17 protein-coding genes are annotated in these 18484 nt (G+C 61.1%); 6 read left to right on the top strand and 11 right to left on the bottom strand.

Features of this window, described 5'->3' with window-relative positions:
• Window positions 1–26: 26 nt before the first annotated feature.
• Together CLM72_RS19570 and CLM72_RS19560 are read right to left on the bottom strand one after the other, a co-directional pair.
• Window positions 27–251, bottom strand: a complete 225-nt coding sequence (locus tag CLM72_RS19570) for a hypothetical protein (protein WP_003193022.1) — start codon at window positions 249–251, stop codon at window positions 27–29.
• 443 nt (window positions 252–694) lie between these two features.
• Window positions 695–1000, bottom strand: coding sequence for a hypothetical protein (locus tag CLM72_RS19560; protein WP_105227642.1), 306 nt, complete (start codon window positions 998–1000; stop codon window positions 695–697).
• A gap of 457 nt (window positions 1001–1457) precedes the next feature.
• Between CLM72_RS19560 and CLM72_RS19555 the strand changes: the two genes are divergently transcribed.
• Together CLM72_RS19555 and rmuC are read left to right on the top strand one after the other, a co-directional pair.
• Window positions 1458–1781 (top strand): hypothetical protein, encoded by a 324-nt coding sequence (locus CLM72_RS19555; RefSeq protein WP_034128342.1) that lies wholly within the window; start codon window positions 1458–1460, stop codon window positions 1779–1781.
• A 175-nt stretch (window positions 1782–1956) separates the two neighbouring features.
• On the top strand, window positions 1957–3321 hold the full coding sequence (gene rmuC, locus CLM72_RS19550; RefSeq protein ID WP_169918249.1) for a DNA recombination protein RmuC: 1365 nt from the start codon (window positions 1957–1959) through the stop codon (window positions 3319–3321).
• A 39-nt stretch (window positions 3322–3360) separates the two neighbouring features.
• Here rmuC and CLM72_RS19545 read toward each other — a convergent pair whose 3' ends face one another.
• From CLM72_RS19545 to CLM72_RS19535, 3 genes are all read right to left on the bottom strand, one after another.
• Window positions 3361–6831 (bottom strand): PAS domain-containing hybrid sensor histidine kinase/response regulator, encoded by a 3471-nt coding sequence (locus tag CLM72_RS19545; RefSeq protein WP_105227638.1) that lies wholly within the window; start codon window positions 6829–6831, stop codon window positions 3361–3363.
• 119 nt (window positions 6832–6950) lie between these two features.
• Window positions 6951–7334, bottom strand: coding sequence for a YbaN family protein (locus CLM72_RS19540; RefSeq protein WP_019818414.1), 384 nt, complete (start codon window positions 7332–7334; stop codon window positions 6951–6953).
• 20 nt (window positions 7335–7354) lie between these two features.
• Window positions 7355–7942 (bottom strand): YecA family protein, encoded by a 588-nt coding sequence (locus CLM72_RS19535; protein ID WP_034128344.1) that lies wholly within the window; start codon window positions 7940–7942, stop codon window positions 7355–7357.
• A 276-nt stretch (window positions 7943–8218) separates the two neighbouring features.
• Between CLM72_RS19535 and recQ the strand changes: the two genes are divergently transcribed.
• Both recQ and CLM72_RS19525 read left to right on the top strand, forming a co-directional pair.
• Window positions 8219–10348, top strand: coding sequence for a DNA helicase RecQ (gene recQ / locus CLM72_RS19530; protein WP_105229174.1), 2130 nt, complete (start codon window positions 8219–8221; stop codon window positions 10346–10348).
• Window positions 10349–10469: 121 nt separating this feature from the next.
• Window positions 10470–10904, top strand: coding sequence for a MarR family transcriptional regulator (locus tag CLM72_RS19525; RefSeq protein WP_003193007.1), 435 nt, complete (start codon window positions 10470–10472; stop codon window positions 10902–10904).
• Window positions 10905–11027: 123 nt separating this feature from the next.
• Here CLM72_RS19525 and CLM72_RS19520 read toward each other — a convergent pair whose 3' ends face one another.
• Complete coding sequence (locus CLM72_RS19520; RefSeq protein WP_105227636.1) at window positions 11028–13217, bottom strand: patatin-like phospholipase family protein; 2190 nt, start codon at window positions 13215–13217, stop codon at window positions 11028–11030.
• An 83-nt stretch (window positions 13218–13300) separates the two neighbouring features.
• Between CLM72_RS19520 and CLM72_RS19515 the strand changes: the two genes are divergently transcribed.
• Window positions 13301–13588 carry a SelT/SelW/SelH family protein gene (locus CLM72_RS19515; RefSeq protein WP_073527233.1) on the top strand — a complete coding sequence of 96 codons (288 nt, stop codon included), beginning with the start codon at window positions 13301–13303 and terminating at the stop codon, window positions 13586–13588.
• Window positions 13589–13623: 35 nt separating this feature from the next.
• Here the strand turns inward: CLM72_RS19515 and CLM72_RS19510 are convergent, their stop codons facing one another.
• From CLM72_RS19510 to CLM72_RS19500, 3 genes are all read right to left on the bottom strand, one after another.
• The gene (locus tag CLM72_RS19510; RefSeq protein ID WP_105227634.1) at window positions 13624–13905 is read right to left on the bottom strand and encodes a hypothetical protein; all 282 of its coding nucleotides are present in this window, start codon (window positions 13903–13905) and stop codon (window positions 13624–13626) included.
• Between the two features lie 130 nt (window positions 13906–14035).
• Entirely contained in the window at window positions 14036–14920 is an 885-nt protein-coding gene (locus CLM72_RS19505; protein ID WP_105227632.1) for a DMT family transporter, read from the bottom strand.
• Window positions 14921–15020: 100 nt separating this feature from the next.
• Window positions 15021–15770 (bottom strand): AraC family transcriptional regulator, encoded by a 750-nt coding sequence (locus CLM72_RS19500; protein ID WP_105227630.1) that lies wholly within the window; start codon window positions 15768–15770, stop codon window positions 15021–15023.
• A gap of 137 nt (window positions 15771–15907) precedes the next feature.
• Between CLM72_RS19500 and CLM72_RS19495 the strand changes: the two genes are divergently transcribed.
• On the top strand, window positions 15908–16717 hold the full coding sequence (locus CLM72_RS19495) for a UDP-2,3-diacylglucosamine diphosphatase (RefSeq protein ID WP_014719368.1): 810 nt from the start codon (window positions 15908–15910) through the stop codon (window positions 16715–16717).
• A gap of 179 nt (window positions 16718–16896) precedes the next feature.
• Here the strand turns inward: CLM72_RS19495 and CLM72_RS19490 are convergent, their stop codons facing one another.
• Together CLM72_RS19490 and CLM72_RS19485 are read right to left on the bottom strand one after the other, a co-directional pair.
• Window positions 16897–18090 carry an amino acid aminotransferase gene (locus tag CLM72_RS19490; RefSeq protein ID WP_105227628.1) on the bottom strand — a complete coding sequence of 398 codons (1194 nt, stop codon included), beginning with the start codon at window positions 18088–18090 and terminating at the stop codon, window positions 16897–16899.
• On the bottom strand, window positions 18090–18446 hold the full coding sequence (locus CLM72_RS19485; RefSeq protein ID WP_003192995.1) for a 4a-hydroxytetrahydrobiopterin dehydratase: 357 nt from the start codon (window positions 18444–18446) through the stop codon (window positions 18090–18092). The genes CLM72_RS19490 and CLM72_RS19485 overlap by 1 nt, the downstream gene beginning before the upstream one ends.
• Window positions 18447–18484: the final 38 nt, after the last annotated feature.

Here is an 18484-nt window from a genome sequence, read left to right as displayed (position 1 = left end):
TTTGCGGTTTCAGCGACGCGGGTCGATCAGGCAGTCAGTGCCTGACGGGTACGATCGATCACGGCCTGCAGCGGTTCTGCGCTGGAGTATTGATCGGGGTACAGGCGTTCGCTGTGACGAGCGATGCCGTGTTCGTTGACCAGGGTGAAGCTGAAGCAGCCTTTGCGAGCGGCCATGATCAGGCAGTTCATTGGGGCAAAAGCGTTGGTGAGGGTGCGAATGGCATCCTGAGTGTGGATTTGAGCGTTCATATTATTGGTGTTCCTACAAATGACACGGATAAGAACCGTGCAACGTTAAAACGTTCCAGTAACGCTGATCACCATTGATCAAACGAAGAACCCGACTGGAACAAAGCAGCCAGTTTGAAGCGCTATTGAATTAGGCGCGCTTGGGCTGGCAGGTAGGTACTTAGGAGGGCAGGCAACACAACAGGGGCAAAGGTTCTGGGCCCGGGGTGAAGATCCTGATCAATTTGCAGGTTGGTTCGGTCAGAGTATTGGAACTTCGCGGCACCCTTTGCTTGTTCAAAGGCAGTGTCGTCGCAAGGAATACCTGGAAACCATCGAGGTGGCCGATCCCATGTGGTTCAGGGGACGTATTCGACCAGAATTGACTTTCAGCTTGGTACTAACGCCGCGGATAGTAACGGATTGAGACAGGGAAGGGAAGGCCGATTGCAAAAAAACTTCGATCAGCCGCCGAGCAACTCGCGATAGACCAGCACGGTCATGGACGCGGCCAGGGCGCACCCCAGCCCGTAGGCGGCGAGCGTCAATCGCAAGGACTGGCCGGTCTCGATCATGTGGATCACTTCGCGCATGTCATTGATCCTTCCGTCACTGAGTTCGATGCACAGGACCACGGCGGTAAAGGCGGCTGACAGCAAGATAGCAATGGCGAACAGTGCGCCGTCCGGAGAGGGGAGTGCGGCATTGATTCCCAGGGAGATCGCGCAGATGGCCAGTAGCAGCCCGGCGAATATCAGAATTCCTTTCATCGGCCCTACTGGTTTGCATTGTCGGTGGCGCAGTGTGGCGAGCCGAGGCGGATTTGAAAAGCCCTCGGGTTTGCCCGGTCAGTAACATGTTTAACCGGAGTTGAATCAAAAAGCGCCGACGATATAACCAGTTGATCGGGACTTGTGCACATTTGTGGCCGAGGGTGTAACCCTGCTGTCACTGATCTGCAAGTGCGCCCATTTGCCTGTAATCAAAATTTAAGTCAATGAAAAATCTCGCTTTTTTTTATTGGTGAAAAAATCGTCAGTTTGACTGCGGCCCCCGTTCCATGGGGCTTTGCGCCTGTTCAAGGGGGGTTGTCCACTGAGTTATCCACAGCTTCTGTGGATTGTCCCGAGCGCTTGCTCTAGGACGGGCGTGCACGGTTTTTTCAGCTTTACCTGTACGAAAAAAAGAGTAGAGTGGCGCGCCTTCCGTTCTGCCCCACAGTGCTTTATGAAGTTTCGCTCAGTATCACCTTCTGTTACCGACACGCCCCAAACTGTTACCGCACCCAAGCGTTTTTCCTTGAAGGTCGCATTGTGGCTGCTCGACAGCCCGCGCCTGGGGCAGAGCACCAATATCAAGCATCTCGCCGGACGCTTGCTCAAGCAGCCCGCCCGCGAAGGCGTGGTGGCCGCGCAGAGCCGTCTTGGCCAACTGATGTGCCGCGAGTGCGGAAACGCCCGTGACCGGCGCATCGGCCACGATTTGTTGCGTTCGGCTGCTCGCGCCGGCGACCGTCGCGCCCAGCGCGAACTGGGCCAGGTCGAAGACTGAGCTGTCCTCCGGCCTTAGGCTTGGTTACCCTTGATCTTTTTCGGTGATGGCAGAAATGGCTATGGTGTTTGACTGGACCAGTATCGCCTTGGGTCTTGTGGGCGCAGCCGTGCCGCTAATGGCATTGTGCTGGCAACTCCAGCGGCGCCTGACCGCACGCACCACCGGCTGGGAGCTGCTGGAGGAACGCCTGGCGACCGCACAACTGGCCCAGGAAGGGCTCGCCGCGCAATTGGACGCCAGTCGCGATGAGATCAGTGACCTCAGCCAGGCCAATGCCGCCAAACAAGCCGACCTGGCGGCGCTGCGCCGTGAAGTCGAGTTGTTGCAGATCGACCGCGATAACGCCCGCGATGCCGCGCACGCCTGGAACCTCGACCGCAGCGCCAAGGAAACCGAACTGCGTCGCCTTGACGCCTTGGCCGCTGCCCTGAGCGCCGAATTGCGCGAGCAGCAAGAGAGTCATCAGCAACGCCTCACCGACCTGCAAGGCTCACGGGACGAGCTGCGTGCACAATTTGCCGAGCTGGCCGGCAAGATCTTCGACGAGCGTGAGCAACGCTTTGCCGAAACCAGCCAGGAACGCCTCGGTCAACTTTTGGACCCGCTCAAGGAACGTATCCAGTCCTTCGAGAAGCGTGTCGAAGAAAGCTATCAGAACGAAGCCCGAGAGCGCTTTTCCCTCGCCAAAGAGCTTGAGCGCCTGCAGCAATTGAACCTGCGTCTGTCGGACGAAGCCACTAACCTGACCCGCGCCCTCAAGGGCCAGAAAACCCAGGGTAACTGGGGTGAGCTGATTCTTGAGCGGGTGCTGGAGCACGCGGGCCTGGAGAAGGGCCGTGAGTACCAGACCCAGGTCAGCCTCAAAGGCCCGGATGGCGAGCGTTTTCAGCCCGACGTGCTGATCATGTTGCCGGGCGACAAGCAGGTAGTGGTCGACTCCAAGGTCAGCTTGACCGCCTATCAGCAGTACGTCGCGGCGGATGACGAGGTGATTGGCCAGGCCGCCTTGAAGCAACACGTGCTGTCCTTGCGTAATCACGTCAAAGGCTTGGCCGGCAAGGACTACAAGCGCCTGGAGGGGTTGCACAGCCTGGATTTCGTCCTGCTGTTCGTACCGATCGAGGCTGCCTTTTCTGCGGCATTGCAGGCCGAGCCCAACCTGTTCCAGGAAGCCTTCGACCGTCATATCGTAATCGTCAGCCCCACGACCTTGCTCGCCACCCTGCGCGTGATCGACAGCCTGTGGAAGCAGGAGCGCCAGAGCCAGAACGCACGAGAAATTGCCGAGCGTGCCGGTTGGCTGTATGACAAGTTCGTGCTGTTTATCCAGGACCTGGACGAAGTGGGCAACCGGCTACAACAGTTGGACAAGGCCTACAGCGCGGCGCGCAACAAGCTGACGGATGGGCGTGGGAACCTGGTCAGCCGTACCGAGCAACTCAGGTTGCTCGGTGCCCGCGCCAGCAAGAGCTTGCCGGCGGATCTGCTGGAGCGGGCGATGACCGATTCGGATGGCGTGGCGCATCTCCCGGAATAAATAAATACCTGAATTGTGAATAGATCGAATACAGCCCCGTTACAGGGGCAGATGTCTGCTCAATAGCGCCCGCAACGCCGCCGGCTTCACCGGCTTGGCCAAGTAGTCCAACCCCGCCCCATGCACCTCGGCAACCATCTCCGGTCGCCCATCGGCACTGATCACTACGCCGGGAATCGGCTCGGCCAGTTGCGCACGCAGCCAGCCCATCAACTCGGTACCGGTTTCGCCGTGGTCCAGGTGGTAATCCACCAACGCCAGTTGCGGGCGGATGCCCTCGGCCAGCAATGCCGCGCATTCGGCCTGGTTGGCGGCCGTCCAGACTTCACAGCCCCAGCGCGTGAGCAGGCTGCGCATGCCGATCAGGATGCTGTCTTCGTTATCCACACACAGCACGCGTGCGCCACTCAAGGGCAGGCCGGTTTCTGCGGGCGCCTTGGGTTGCACGCTGGTCTGGTTACGGGCCAGCGGCACGCACACGCTGAAGACGCTGCCTTTGCCCGGCCAGGAGCGCACGCTCAGGCGATGGCCCAGCACGCGGCACAGGCCGTCGGCAATCGCCAGGCCCAGCCCCAGGCCCTTTTCGGCACGGGTCTGGTGACTGTCCAGGCGCTTGAACTCTTCGAAGATCACCTTTTGTTTATCGGGCGCAATACCAGGGCCGCGATCCCAGACCTCCAGGCAGAGTTCGCCCTTGCGACGACGTACGCCCAGCAGCACCGGGCCGTCGGCATAACGGAAGGCATTGGTCAGAAAATTCTGCAAAATCCGCCGCAGCAGCTTGATGTCGCTGTCCACTCGCAAACGGCTGCCGCGCCAGCGGAAGCGCAAGTGTTGCTCCTGGGCCAGCGCCTTGAATTCTGCGCCCAGGGTGTCGAACAGCTCGTTGAGGACAAAGGGCTGGCGTTGTGGGTTGATCTTGCCGTTTTCCAGGCGCGAAATGTCCAGCAAATCGCTGATCAGGTCTTCGGCCGAGCGCAGTGAGCTATCCAGATGCTGCACCAACTGCCGTGCCTCGCCGGACAGGCCATCGGTCTGGTGGGAGAGGGCGGCGGAAAACAACCGCGCAGCGTTCAGCGGTTGCATCAGGTCATGGCTCACGGCCGCCAGGAACCGCGTCTTCGACTGGCTGGCGGATTCGGCCACGCCCTTGGCGTCGGTGAGGGCCACGTTCAGTTGCGACAGTTCATGGGTGCGCTCGGTCACCCGCTGCTCCAGGCCCTCATTGGCCTCGGTCAGCGCTTGTTCGGCTTCGCGGAAGGCGGTGATGTCGGTGAAGCTCATGACAAACCCGCCGCCGGGCATCGGGTTGCCGATCAACTCGATCACCCGGCCATTGGGGAACAGGCGCTCGGAGGTGTGCGCACGCCCCTGGCGCATCCAGTGCAGGCGACGCGCCACGTGCACTTGCGCTTCACCGGGGCCACACAGGCCGCGCTCGGCGTTGTAGCGAATGATGTCTGCAATGGGCCGGCCGACGCTGATCAAGCCGTCCGGGTAGTTGAACAGTTCCAGGTAGCGCCGGTTCCAGGCCACCAGCTTGAGCGACTGGTCCACCACGCTGATGCCCTGGGTGATGTTCTCAATGGCACCTTGCAACAGAGCGCGGTTGAACTGCAGCACTTCCGAGGCTTCGTCGGCGATACGGACCACGTCCTCCAGCTGCATTTCCCGCCCTTCAATCGCCGCTTTCACCACCGCCCGCGTCGAGGAGGCCCCGAGTACGCCGGCCAGCAAGCGTTCGGTGTGGGCGATCCAATCGTTATCGGCATTCTGGTTGGGGTTGAAGCCTTTGCCCTGGCGATAGGCGAAGCGAATAAAACTCTGCTGGGCCCGTTCTTCCCCGACGAAGCGTGCCGCCAGGCTGAGCAGGTCGCTGATCTGCACCGACAGCATGGAGCGCGCACTCGCACGCTGGCTGATTTCCTGGCCAATAAAACGGCCTGCCTGCCAGTGCTCGGAAACCCGTGTGCGCGACAGCATCGACACCCACACGAAGAGGGTGAAGTTACCTGCCAGGGAGAACACGGTGCCCAGGGTCAGCGAGGTGACCGACAGCCCGAACGGGTGGGAGTGCATCCAGGTCAGGCCGGGGAAAAGGCTGAGCGACCAGCCCAGACTTTTCGCCGTCACTGGCAAGACCAACGTGTAGAACCACAGGAAAGTACCGGCGGCCAAACCGGCAAACACCCCACGCCGGTTGGCCTGCTTCCAATAGAGGGCGCCGAGCATCGCCGGGGCCAGTTGGGTCACAGCGGCAAAGGCGATCTGGCCGATGGTCGCCAGGCTGGCGGTGGAGCCCAGCAAGCGGTAGCTCACGTACGCCAGCAGCAGGATGATCACAATGCTCACCCGGCGAACCGACAGCATCCAGTGACGGAAGACTTCGAATGGCCGCTCGGCGCTGGATCGGCGCAACAGCCAGGGCAGCAGCATGTCGTTGGAAACCATGGTCGACAAGGCGATGCTCGCTACGATGACCATGCCAGTGGCCGCCGATGCACCGCCAATGAATGCCAGCACGGCGAGGGCAGGATGGGCCTCGGCCATTGGCAGGCTGATCACATAGGAGTCCGGCAGCACCGAGCCGGGCAACAGCATCTTGCCGCCCAGGGCGATGGGCACCACGAACAGTGCCGCGAGGATCAAATAAGCCGGGAACACCCACTTGGCCAGGCGCAAATCCTGGGGGTCGATGTTCTCCACCACCGTCACATGAAATTGTCGCGGCAGGCAGATGATCGCCATCATGGCGACGCCGGTCTGTACCACCATCGAAGGCCAGTTGATGGTCTCTTTCCAGTATTCCTCCAGGCGCGGGGCGAGCATGGCCTGGCTGAACAGATCGCCGAAACCGTCGTACAAGCCGTAGGTGACAAACGCACCGACGGCGAGAAAAGCGAACAGCTTGACCAGCGACTCAAAGGCAATCGCCAGCACCATGCCGCGGTGGTGTTCGGTGGCGTCGAGGTTGCGTGTACCGAACACGATGGTAAACAGCGCCAATACCAGCGACACAATCAAGGCCGTGTCCTGGGCGCGGGTGCCGGTGGTGTCGGGGCCGGCGCCGATCAGCAGGTTCACGCCCAGCACGATGCCTTTGAGCTGCAACGCGATATAGGGCAGCACGCCGACCAGGCAGATCAACGCCACCACCACCGCCAGGGACTGGGATTTGCCGTAGCGGGCGGCGATAAAGTCGGCGATGGAGGTGATGTTTTCCTGCTTGCTGATCAGGATCATCTTTTGCAGCACCCAGGGTGCCAGCACCAGCAGCAGCACAGGTCCCAGGTAGATCGGCAAGAATGCCCACAGTTGTTCTGCGGCTTGGCCTACGGCGCCGAAGAAGGTCCAACTGGTGCAGTACACCGCCAGCGACAGGCTATACACCCAGGCACGCACGCGCGGCGGCAGCGGCGCATGGCGGCGGTCACCGTAAAAGGCGATGGCAAACATGGTGGCCATATAGGCCAGGGCAACGGCGGCGATCAGCCCGCTGGACAGCGTCATGGTAACTCCGAGCATAAGAACACCCGGGCATTCCAGGCCCGGTTGGACAGTCTCGCATGATGCCTGGTGTTAGTCAGTGTCGACCAAGGTCGTGTGGGATCTAATGTCGCAGGCGGCGCTCAGCGTGGCGGCAGAGTTTTCTGGCGCAGGATGTAGATCGTCACCAGCACCGCACTGGTCAGCATAAAGCCCCGTGCCCATGGCAGTGGCACCAGGTAGCAGGAAATCGAGATGCTCAGCCACATCAAGCCGATGGCGTAGACCTTGCCTTTGAGCGGGATGCCATTGCCGTCGAGGTAATCGCGCACCCAGGGCCCCAGGCGCGGGTGTTCCACCAGCCAGTGGTAGAAGCGCGGGGAGCTGCGAGCGAAGCAGGCGGCGGCGAGTAGCAGGAAGGGTGTGGTCGGCAGTACCGGCAGGAAAATACCGATGACTCCCAGCGCTACGCTTAGCCAGCCGATGGCCAGCAGCGCATAGCGCAGGAGCAGTGGACGGTTGCCCATGGGAGCCACGGGCAAGCGACTCAGTGGTGACGTGGCTTGAGGATCGCCGGTTTTTCGTCAGGCGCGTTGCACAGCAGGTACAGCGCGGTCAGGGCTTCCGGGATCTGCACGATCATGTCGTCCATCAGGTTGGCGTCGGCGGCGATGTCGGAGAACTCTGCTTCCTCTTCGAACAGGCCAGAACCGACCATGATCGGCAGCAGCATTTCGCTGACTTCTTCTTCGGCGGTTTCGAACCAGGCGGCTTCGCGCAGGAATACGCCTTCCATGAAACCGATGCACCAGCCGCGCAGGTCGGAGTCATCCGGATCGTCGCCCAGGTCCAGCTCGCACGGCAACTCGAACTCTTCGTCGGAGGCCAGTTGGCGCGCGATGTGGGCCTTGAGGGCGATCAGGGTGGATTCGATTTCTTCGCGATGGGCGGCGTCGCTGTAATGAGGCTCTTCAGCGAACAGCGCGTCGATCCATTCACGGTCCGGGACGGGGTCGGAGCAGATCGACAGGGCGGTCAGGTAGCCGTGGGCGGCCACGTAGTCCAGCGCCTCGTCATGCAGCTCATCGGCGTCGAGGAAGGCTTGCAGGCGGGTTAGTTGCTCAGCGAAGGACATTGAAGGGCTACCTTGGGAATAAACGATGCTGAATTCTAGGCTTTCTTGAGCGCCCAGGCCAGCCGCACGGCATATTTGCCCGGTTTTAGCCTGGTGCGTCTATTCGTCAGTCGCGCCCTTTGGTGGATAACGCTCGGGTATACTGCCGCGTTTTGTGATGCCCCTGCAGGCCCAGCGCCAATCCGGGAAAACTTCGCTTACGGATTATTTTTCGTGAGCGCGGATATTTTCGGCCAGCCTGTATTGAGGGATTTCGGCACCATTTTGGAGTTTTACATGCTCGAGCAGGCTCAACGCGTCCTCAAGGACATCTTCGGCTACGACAGTTTTCGTGGCCGCCAGGGTGCGATCATTGAGCGCGTGGCCAGTGGCGGCGATGCCCTGGTGCTGATGCCTACCGGTGGCGGCAAGTCGCTGTGCTTCCAGGTGCCGGCGCTGTTGCGCAATGGCCTGGCCGTGGTGGTGTCGCCGCTGATTGCGTTGATGGACGACCAGGTCGCCACCCTTGAAGAACTCGGTGTCGCCGCCGCGTCGTTGAACTCCACCCTCAGCGCCGAGCAGCAGCGCGACCTGGCTGCACGCATCAAACGTGGCGAGGTGAAAATGCTTTACCTTGCGCCGGAGCGCCTGGTGCAGCCACGCATGCTGGCCTTTTTGCAGAGCCTTGAGATCGCTCTGTTCGCCATCGACGAAGCCCACTGTGTGTCGCAATGGGGCCACGATTTCCGCCGCGAATACCTGCAGCTTGGCCAATTGGCCGAACTGTTTCCCTATGTGCCGCGTATCGCCCTGACCGCCACCGCCGACAAGCGCACCCGCGAAGAGATCGTCGAGCGCCTGCATTTGCAGAACGCCGAGCGCTTCCTGTCGAGTTTTGACCGGCCCAATATTTTCTACCGCATCGTGCCCAAGGAGCAGCCGCGCAAGCAGTTGCTGGCGTTCCTGTCCGAGCGGCGCAGTGACGCGGGCATCGTGTATTGCCTGTCGCGCAAGAAAGTCGACGAGGTCGCGGCGTTCCTCTGTGAACAAGGCTACCCGGCGCTGCCTTACCATGCCGGGCTGCCCAATGAAACGCGATCAGCGCACCAGAAACGCTTCCTGAACGAGGAAGGCCTGATCATGGTGGCGACCATTGCCTTTGGCATGGGCATCGACAAATCCAATGTGCGTTTCGTGGCGCACATGGATCTGCCCAAGTCCCTTGAGGCTTATTACCAGGAAACCGGGCGTGCCGGCCGCGATGGCCTGCCGGCGGATGCCTGGATGGTCTACGGCCTGCAAGACGTGGTGATGCTCAAGCAGATGCTGCAGAACTCCGAGGGCGACGAGCGCCACAAGCGCCTGGAGCAGCACAAGCTCGATGCCATGCTGTCGTTGTGCGAAGAGACCCGCTGCCGCCGCCAGACCCTGCTGGCGTATTTCGACGAAGACATGCCTGAGCCCTGCGGCCACTGCGATAACTGCATCGACGGCGTGCAAACCTGGGACGCCACCGAACCGGCGCGCCAGGCGTTGTCGACGATCTATCGCACCGGCCAGCGTTATGGCGTGGGCCATCTGGTGGATGTTCTGCTGGGCAAGGACAACGAAAAAATCCGCAGCTTCGGCCACGAAAAACTCTCGGTGTACGGTGTCGGTAAAGCTCGCGCCGAAGGTGAGTGGCGTTCGCTGTTTCGCCAGATGGTTGCCCGTGGGCTTGTCGACATCGATATCGAAGGCTACGGCGGGCTGCGCCTGAATGACAGTTGCCGGCCGTTGCTCAAGGGCGAAGTGAGCCTCCAGCTGCGCCGTGACCTCAAGCCGCAGACCACCGCCAAAAGCAGCAGCACCAGCCAGGCCAGCCAACTGGTGCGGGGTGAAGAGCGCGAACAATGGGAAGCCTTGCGCACCCTGCGGCGCAAACTGGCGCAGGAGCACAGCGTGCCACCCTACGTTATCTTCCCCGACTCCACCTTGCTGGAGATGCTCCGCGAGCAGCCCACCACCATGGCCGAGATGGCTCGGGTCAGCGGTGTGGGCGCACGCAAACTGGAGCGCTACGGCCAGGCCTTCCTGGAAGTGCTCGGCGGCCAGGCCGAAGCGCCGAAGGAAATCGCCGATATTCGCCACGAACTGATCAGCCTGGCCCGTGCCGGCATGACCCCGATCCAGATCGCAGGCCAACTGCAATGCTCGGAAAAAAACGTGTACACCTTGCTCGCCGAAGCCATCGGCAAGCAGCAATTGTCCCTGGAGCAGGCCCTTGATTTACCTGAGGATTTGCTCGGTGAAATCCAGGACGCCTTTCTCGATGGAGAAGGCGAATTGCCAGCTGTCACCGAAATTGCGCCGTTGTTTACCGGGCGTGTTCCGGAAGGCGTTTTGTACTGCGTGCGTGCCGCTTTGCAGTCTGAATTCGAAATTTAGTGTGCCAATTACGACAATGTAACGAATCAGTACATAGCGGGCCTTGCCTATGGGCAGGGCTCATGCTTAGCTGACTAATAATTAGCCATACTTTATTTTCAGTCTTAAACACGAGTTTTTTATGCCGTTAACCGATCAACACCGTTTTGGCATGCAGTTGGCGCAAATGTCGCGAGGTTGGCGCGCCGAACTGGACCGCCGCCTGGCGGGGCTGGGCTTGTCCCAGGCGCGCTGGTTGGTGCTGCTGCACCTGGCCCGTTTTGTCGAAGCACCCACCCAGCGTGAATTGGCCCAAAGTGTCGGCGTGGAAGGGCCCACCCTGGCTCGCCTGCTCGACAGCCTGGAAGGCCAGGGCCTGGTGCAACGCCAGGCCGTAGTGGAAGACCGTCGTGCCAAACGTATCCTGCTGTGCGACACCGCCCAACCGTTGATCGACCAGATCGAAACCATTGCCACGGCGTTGCGCCATGAATTGTTCGTGGGCGTGAATGAAGAAGACCTGCGGGTGTGCATGCGGGTGCATGAGCACATCCTGGCGAACCTGGAAAAGTCCTGATCTAAATAATGTGAGAGCTGGCTTGCCTGTGATGACGGACATTCAGTCAAGTGATTAGCTGACTACTGACGCACCGCTATCGCAGGCAAGCCAGCTCCCACATTGGGTTTCGTGTTCGGCTTCTTAGAACGTCTGGCCCAGGTTCAAGTACACCGCCTTCTGATTATCATCATTGAACCCATAGCTGAAATTCAGCGGGCCCAAGGGTGTGTCAAACCCCAGGAAAATACTCGCGGCGTTGATATAGCCGCTGTCGAACTCGTTATCGCTGTTCCACGCCCGGCCCCGTTCCAGGGATGCACCCAGGTACAACGGGAAGTCCAGCGGCAGGTAAGAGCGTGGGGTGAGCCTGCGGAAGTACACCGCGCGCATGAGGCTGATGTTCTGCCCCGAAATCGCATCCTGGCGGAAGCCCGACAATTGCCGTGCGCCCCCCAGCAGGAAGCTGGAAATCACCACATCCGAATTATCCAGTGTGCGACCGTAACGACCGCCCAGTATCAAGGTATCCGGCCCGTGGCTCATGGCCTTGTCCAACTTGAATTCCCACTGGCGGTAGCGCTGGTCGGAGCCCAGACCGGGTTCGAATTCGCGAAAGGCCAGGCCGATGTCTTCGCCGCTGTGGGGGAAGTACACGTTGTCCAGGGAGTCGAAGGAATATTTGAGTTCATAGAAGCCTTCGCTGAAGCTCACGCTCGGCAGGTCGCGGTCGCCAATGCGCACGTCCGCCTTGCCCCAGGCTTCGCCCACGCCAAAGCGGATCTCGCCGCTGTTGCCGATCTGCCGGCCCACATTCAAACCAAAGCCATAGCGTTCCAGGCGGTATTCGGAGATGGGGTCGTTGTCCAGGATCAGCTCGACGTTCTGTGCCTCGGCCCTGATGTAGGGGGCCACAAAGTAGCGTGAGCCGGTGTCCATGGGTTGGTAGAACTCGCTGTAGAGCTCCTGCCGATCACCAATCTGCACCCGTGTGAGCCATTCCGCGCCGAGGCGGTTGATGCCATTCACACGGTAACTGGCGCCGAGGTTGAAGGCGCTATCACCGCGCATGTCATCCGAGAGGTTCAAGCCCAGGCGCAGGTAGTCGGTGCCGCTGCGCTTGCCGCGTGCGCTGATCACCAGGGTGTTGTCCTGGCCCTTTTTCACTACGCGGTATTGCACCTGCTCGAAGTAATCCAGGCCGTACAGGGTGCCCATGTCCGATTGCAGGCGGCCCAGATTCAAAGGTTCTCCCAGGCCCTGGCGAATGTAGTAGCGGATAACGTCATCGCTGACCTTGGAGTCGTTCTCCACCTGGATCGCGGTGATCACCGGGGTGCGTTCGCCCGGTGTGCGCGCGGCTACCAGGTCGGCGTCGATGGGTTCGGCAGGGCGCAGGTGTGCCAGGCGTACGTCGAGGGCACGGGTGGCGCGGTAGCCAGCGTCGATCATGTCCTTGGCGCGGCCAAAGTCGGTGACGCCATAAGCGGCCAGCGGTGGTTGGATCAACACATCCTTGGGGTTCAGGGCCTTGAGCTGCTCTTCGGAGTTGCGCCGGGTCATCAGGGTGATGGACTGGTTGAGCACATCCACCACGGTTGCCAATTGCTTGCGCGAGCGTAGCGGGGTGCCGATGTCGACCACGATGGCGATATCGACGCCCATCTCCCGCGCCACGTCCAACGGAATGTTGTCGGTCATGCCGCCATCTACCAGCAGGCGGCCATCCAGCTCCACCGGGGCGAACACCGCGGGGATCGACATGCTGGCGCGTATCACCTGGGGCAGGTGGCCTTTGCTGAACACCACTTTTTCGCCGGTGGTGATGTCGGTGGCCACGGCGCGGAATGGGATCGGCAGCTTGTCGAAATTACGTGTGTTGCTGCTGTGGGCGAACATGCTTTCCAACAGCAGTGCCAGGTTCTGGCCCTGGATCACGCCCAGCGGCAGGCCTAGGCTGCCATCGTCGCGGAAACTGAGTTTTTGTTTGACCAGGAAATCCCGGTCATCCTGTTTGCGCCGAAACGGTACGTCTTCACGTGGTGGCGCGTCGGACAGGGCCTGCTGCCAGTCGATACCCAGCGCCAACTTCTCCAGCTCGTCGATCTTGTAGCCTGACGCGTACAACCCGCCAATCACCGCGCCCATGCTGGTGCCGGCAATCGCATCGATATGAATACCTTGCTCCTCAAGCGCCTTGAGCACACCGATATGCGCCAGGCCACGGGCGGCCCCGCCGGACAGCACCAGGCCGATTTTCGGGCGGGGCGCTTCTACCGCGTCGGCAAGTAGGGGGACAAGGCACAGGAACAGGCAAGACAGCAGGCGGCGCATCATCAATCTCGTGGCTGGGCGACAAAGGCCGCTATTATAGCCACCCGATTCGCTGAGCCTGTTACGCCAGGAGCCGCTTAATGATGTCTGCATGCAAACCCGAGATCGTGATCACCTATTGCACCCAGTGCCAGTGGTTGCTGCGCGCCGCGTGGCTGGCCCAGGAGCTACTCAGCACCTTTGCCGATGACTTGGGGCGCGTGGCACTGGAACCGGCCACCGGCGGGGCCTTTCGCATTACCTGCGATGGCGTGCAGATTTGGGAGCGCAAGGCCGATGGCGGTTTTCCCGAGGCCAAGGTGCTCAAGCAACGAGTGCGCGACCAGATTGATCCCGAGCGCGACCTGGGCCATAACGATCGTACGCAATGAAGGTCACCGCCACTGGAGGACGGTGACCCCTCTCGCTATTTGGCGGCGAGTTTTTGCTTGATAAACCCGACCACCCACGTCAGCACCAACCCACCGACACCACCGCCGACAATATTGCTGCCAACCGCGGCCATATCCAGCGCTTCGCCGCTGGTGGTGCCCGTAAGTGCGGCGACAACCTGGCCCAGCACGAGGCCACCGACCCCGCCGAGGAAAGTATTGAGTCCGGTCCCCAGACCTTGTTTGGTCATGCCAGCGATGTTGCCGCCGACGGCACCACTGATAATCTGAACCAGCAAGCTGATGAGCATTTCCATGATGAAGCTCCTGCATCGCATTGAGGGATGACCACTCGCTTGCAGCAACTTCAGAAAACACCATGGCTGTCGTCGAGGAGTCTTTATCCGTTGAACGACTACAGACTGTTGCGGACGTTTAAAGTATAGATCAGGCTGTGGCTGCCGGCTGTTTGGCCTGGCTGGCGCTGCCCATCAGGCCGGAGAGCACGATGGCGACGATGATCAAGGCGCCGCCCAGCAGCATGCGCAGGGTCGGGGTTTCGGCAAACAACAGCCAGGCCACGGTGATGCCGTAGACGGGTTCCATGGCAAACACCACCGACGCGGTGCGCGCCTTGATCACCGCGAGGCTGGCGACAAACAGGCTATGGGCCAGGCCGGTACAGAACACCCCCAGCAGTCCGATCCACAGCCAATCTATCCCACGTACATCCGCCAACCCCGGCGCGGCTACGGGCAGCAGGCACGCGGCGACCACGACGTTCTGGCACAGCGCGGCCTGTACCGCTGGAATTCGCCCGGAACTGGCGCGATTGTTCAACGACAACAACGAGAACAACAGGCCCGAGGCGATCCCCCAGAGCAGCCCGCCGGTGGCTTGGCTGGCGAGGTCGAAATCGGGGGTGACCAGCACCAGGCCAACGGTAACAAGGGCGACCAGCAGCACTTCATTGGGCCGAATACGCTCGCGGAAAATCAGCCCCTCAAGGATCACCGTAAAGGCCGGAAACGCGGTGAACCCCAGGGTCGCCACGGCCACGCCGGCGACTTTGACGGCGATAAAGAACGTCACCCAATGGGCAGCCAACAACACACCGCTGACCAGCAGCCGGCGCCAGTCACGCATCTCCAGTTTTTTCCAGGGAGCGTTGCTGGCAAAGCGCGCAAAGACCGCCAGTGCCAGCACGGCAAACGCCGCCCGGCCAAATACGATGATGGCGGGGGAGGCCGCCGCCAGCTTGCCGAACACGCCAGTGAGGCCAAACATCAATGCGCCGATATGCAGGGCGCCAAGGGCTGAGCGGGGAGTCATTGCGATCCTTGATCCAACAGGGGGTGAGAGCCTCGCAGTCTAGAGGGTTGGCGGGTGGGCGTCTGTCGCGGGTGGGGTGATTTTTAGCGCAAGACTCTTGCTAGCCCGCTCGACGCAACGCACCGGGCGAGGCGCCAAACGCCCGAAGCATGGCCGCGCAAAAGGCACTTTGCGAGGCGTAGCCGACGCGCTCGGCAATCTCGCCGATGGGCAGGGAGGTTTCGCGTAAAAGCCTGAGCGCCATGTGCAAGCGGCGACTGCGTAGATAGTCCATCGGCGTTTGCCCGCACTCAGCCATAAACCGTGCATGCAGGCGCGGCACGGACAAATCGGCAATTCGCGCCAGGTCGGCCACCTGGAGCGGACGCGCCGCATGGCGCTCGATATGGGTATTGAACGCGGCATAAGGCAGGCGTCGGCCAGGCAGCGGTTGGGCCTGAGGGTGGTTGAGGCTGGCCAGTAACAACACGGCACCTTGCTGGACGATCAGCGGGTCGTGCACCGGGCTTTGTGCCAGCCACTGCACTAACTGGTGTTGCCGGGCATCCAGCGCCAGGCGCGCGGGTTGGTCGAGCAAGCGGCGGCTGGCATCGGCATGTTCGCCCAAGGATTGCACCACCCAGTGCTCGGTCGGCACATCCAGCACCAGGCAGCGGCTGCCATCGCGGCTGATGCAGGCGTGGTGGGCGGAGAAGGGCAGCACCATCACGCTGCTTTCGCGCACCTGGCTGCCACGGCCATCGACTTCCAGGTCCAGGTGCCCGGAAAGGCCGAACACCAACTGCGCATGCTCATGGCTGTGGGCAATGGGCGCTTCGAGGTAGTGGCGTAGCGTGAGGGTCGGGCTCATCGCGGTCTCCAGGGCGGCAAGCCGTCAGTCTACAACGCTTGGCGGGCCGCGGGCGCTGTCATCAGACTGACGCACGCTTGTCATGGGCTATTAATCGCCAAGGCGCAAGCTCGCCAAAACAGCGTCGAGGGATGCCCATGACCCGTGCCGAGTTCACCAAGCCCAGCCGCAAGCAACGGGTGCGAACCCTGTGGATTTCCGACGTGCATCTGGGCACTCGGGATTGCCAGGCCGAACACCTGTCGCACTTTCTCAAGGGCTACCACGCCGACAAGGTCTACCTGGTCGGTGACATCATCGACGGCTGGAAACTGCGCGGCGGCATGTATTGGCCTCAAGCCCACACCAACGTGATCCGCCGCTTGCTGACCATGGCCAAGCGTGGCACCGAGGTGATCTATGTCACCGGCAACCATGACGAGTTCCTGCGTCGCTATTCCAAGCTGATCCTGGGCAATATTCAGTTGGTCGATGAGGCTGTACACGTCACCGCCGATGGCCGCCATTTGCTGGTGATTCATGGCGACCAGTTTGATGTGATCACGCGCTATCACCGCTGGCTCGCCTTCCTCGGCGACTCGGCCTACGAATTCACCCTGACGCTGAACCGCTGGCTGAACCACTGGCGTGCGCGGTATGGCTACGGTTATTGGTCGCTGTCGGCGTACCTGAAACACAAGGTCAAGACGGCGGTGAGTTTTATCAGCGATTTCGAAGAGGCGATCGCCCACGAGGTGACCAAACGGGAATTGCACGGGGTGGTGTGCGGGCATATTCACCATGCCGAGATTCGCAAGGTGGGCGAGGTGGATTACCTCAACTGCGGGGACTGGGTGGAGTCGTGCACGGCATTGATCGAGCACTGGGATGGGCATATCGAGTTGTATCGGTTGGCGGATGCGCAGGCCAAAGAGGCACTGCTAAAGGCCGAAATGGTCGCTGGCTGAACCTGTGGCGAGGGAGCTTGCTCCCGTGACGGCCTGACAGCCGACGCTGATCTACCTGACACCCCACGATTCAAATGTGGGAGCGGGCTTGCCCGCGATGGCGGCGGGTCAGGCAATTAATTTGCAACTGAAGCACCGCCATCGCAGGCAAGCCAGCTCCCACAGTTAATCCTGTTGCTTCAGTTGGAAACGTCGGCGATGGCTTGAGCCAGCAACGTCAAGCGCGTCGCATCAACCCCAGCCACGTTAGCCCGCCCCGAACTGACCATATACACACTGTGCTTTTCGCGCAGTTGCTTGACCTGCTCGGCACTCAAGCCGGTATAGGAAAACATCCCACGCTGCGCGCCGATATGTGCGAATTTCTCGGCCAGGCCATGGGGCGCAAGCGCTTCCACCAATCCTGCGCGCAAATGGGCGATCCGCGAACGCATGGCCTCGACTTCCTCGCTCCACTGCTTTTTCAACCGTGCATCACCGAGGATGGTCGCCACCACGGCGGCACCGTGATCCGGCGGTGTCGACCACAGGTTGCGAGCGATATTCGCCAGTTGGCTACGCACATCGGTGAGCTTTTCAGCATCCGCCGCACACACGATCAATGCACCCACGCGGTCGCGATACAGGCCGAAGTTTTTCGAGCACGAACTGGTGATCAGCACTTCCGGCAGCTCGGCGGCAAACAGGCGCACCGCCCAGGCGTCCTGCTCCAGGCCATCGCCAAAGCCCTGGTAGGCGAAGTCGATCAGCGGCAGCAACTGGCGTTCACGCACGATCTGCAAGACCTGGCGCCAGTCATCCTGGGACAGGTCAAAGCCGGTCGGGTTATGGCAGCACGCGTGCAGCAATACCACGTCGCCCTTGGGCACGCTGGACAGGGTTGCCAGCATCGCCGCCACATCCAGGCGGTTGTCACTGCCCACGTAAGGGTAATGGCTGACCTTGAGCCCGGCCTTGGCAAAAATGGTTTCGTGGATCGGCCAGGTCGGGTTGCTCAGCCACACGCCACGGCCCGGCAGGCTGTGGGCGATAAAGTCGGCACTCAAGCGCAGGGCGCCGGTGCCGCCTGGGGTTTGCGTGGCGCCAGCGCGGCGGTCACGCAGCAAGGCCGAGTCGGCGCCGAGCACCAGTTCGCTGATCAGGCTGCCAAAGGCCGCATCGCCATGGCCACCGATATAGGTTTTGGTCACTTGAGTGTCGATCAGGCGCTGTTCCGCCAGCTTCACCGAGTGAGGAATCGGCGTGAGGCCTTGGTCGTCCTTATAGACACCTACGCCCAGGTCGAACTTGTTCGGGTTGGCGTCCTGAGCATACAGGTCCATCAGCCCGAGGATCGGGTCGCCGGGCACGCGGTCGATGGCATCGAAATGCATTACTTGCGGCCCTCGGCAGTCTTGGCCACTTCGTCGGTGCGCGCGGCCATGATGAAGTCGTTGCGGTGCAGACCCTTGATAGAGTGGCTCCACCAGGTCACGGTGACTTTGCCCCACTCGGTGAGCAGGCCTGGGTGATGGCCTTCGGCTTCGGAGATTTCACCCATGGCGTTGGTGAAGGCCAGGGCGAATTTGAAGTTCTTGAACAGGAAAACCTTTTCCAGCTGCATCACGCCGTCGCGCACTTCGATGTTCCAGTCAGGGATCTGCTTGATCAGCACCGGCAGTTCTTCATCGCTGACTTGCGGGGCATCGGCGCGGCAGGCTTCGCAGTGGGCTTGGTTCAAGGTGGTCATGGAAGGTGTCCTGAATTCGAATGATTGAAGGTCAGTGG

Source organism: Pseudomonas sp. MYb193 (genome assembly GCF_002966775.1).
Classification (GTDB): Bacteria; Pseudomonadota; Gammaproteobacteria; order Pseudomonadales; family Pseudomonadaceae; genus Aquipseudomonas; species Aquipseudomonas paracarnis.
Note: the sequence above shows the minus strand (reverse complement) of the source record. Positions and strands in the feature narration are given on the sequence as shown.

Coding starts and splice junctions, on each gene's coding strand:
- CLM72_RS19570 (WP_003193022.1), bottom strand. CDS start 251: ATGAACGCTCAAATCCACACTCAGGATGCCATTCGCACCCTCACCAAC.
- CLM72_RS19560 (WP_105227642.1), bottom strand. CDS start 1,000: ATGAAAGGAATTCTGATATTCGCCGGGCTGCTACTGGCCATCTGCGCG.
- CLM72_RS19555 (WP_034128342.1), top strand. CDS start 1,458: ATGAAGTTTCGCTCAGTATCACCTTCTGTTACCGACACGCCCCAAACT.
- CLM72_RS19545 (WP_105227638.1), bottom strand. CDS start 6,831: ATGACGCTGTCCAGCGGGCTGATCGCCGCCGTTGCCCTGGCCTATATG.
- CLM72_RS19540 (WP_019818414.1), bottom strand. CDS start 7,334: ATGGGCAACCGTCCACTGCTCCTGCGCTATGCGCTGCTGGCCATCGGC.
- CLM72_RS19535 (WP_034128344.1), bottom strand. CDS start 7,942: ATGTCCTTCGCTGAGCAACTAACCCGCCTGCAAGCCTTCCTCGACGCC.
- recQ (WP_105229174.1), top strand. CDS start 8,219: ATGCTCGAGCAGGCTCAACGCGTCCTCAAGGACATCTTCGGCTACGAC.
- CLM72_RS19525 (WP_003193007.1), top strand. CDS start 10,470: ATGCCGTTAACCGATCAACACCGTTTTGGCATGCAGTTGGCGCAAATG.
- CLM72_RS19520 (WP_105227636.1), bottom strand. CDS start 13,217: ATGCGCCGCCTGCTGTCTTGCCTGTTCCTGTGCCTTGTCCCCCTACTT.
- CLM72_RS19515 (WP_073527233.1), top strand. CDS start 13,301: ATGTCTGCATGCAAACCCGAGATCGTGATCACCTATTGCACCCAGTGC.
- CLM72_RS19510 (WP_105227634.1), bottom strand. CDS start 13,905: ATGGAAATGCTCATCAGCTTGCTGGTTCAGATTATCAGTGGTGCCGTC.
- CLM72_RS19505 (WP_105227632.1), bottom strand. CDS start 14,920: ATGACTCCCCGCTCAGCCCTTGGCGCCCTGCATATCGGCGCATTGATG.
- CLM72_RS19500 (WP_105227630.1), bottom strand. CDS start 15,770: ATGAGCCCGACCCTCACGCTACGCCACTACCTCGAAGCGCCCATTGCC.
- CLM72_RS19495 (WP_014719368.1), top strand. CDS start 15,908: ATGACCCGTGCCGAGTTCACCAAGCCCAGCCGCAAGCAACGGGTGCGA.
- CLM72_RS19490 (WP_105227628.1), bottom strand. CDS start 18,090: ATGCATTTCGATGCCATCGACCGCGTGCCCGGCGACCCGATCCTCGGG.
- CLM72_RS19485 (WP_003192995.1), bottom strand. CDS start 18,446: ATGACCACCTTGAACCAAGCCCACTGCGAAGCCTGCCGCGCCGATGCC.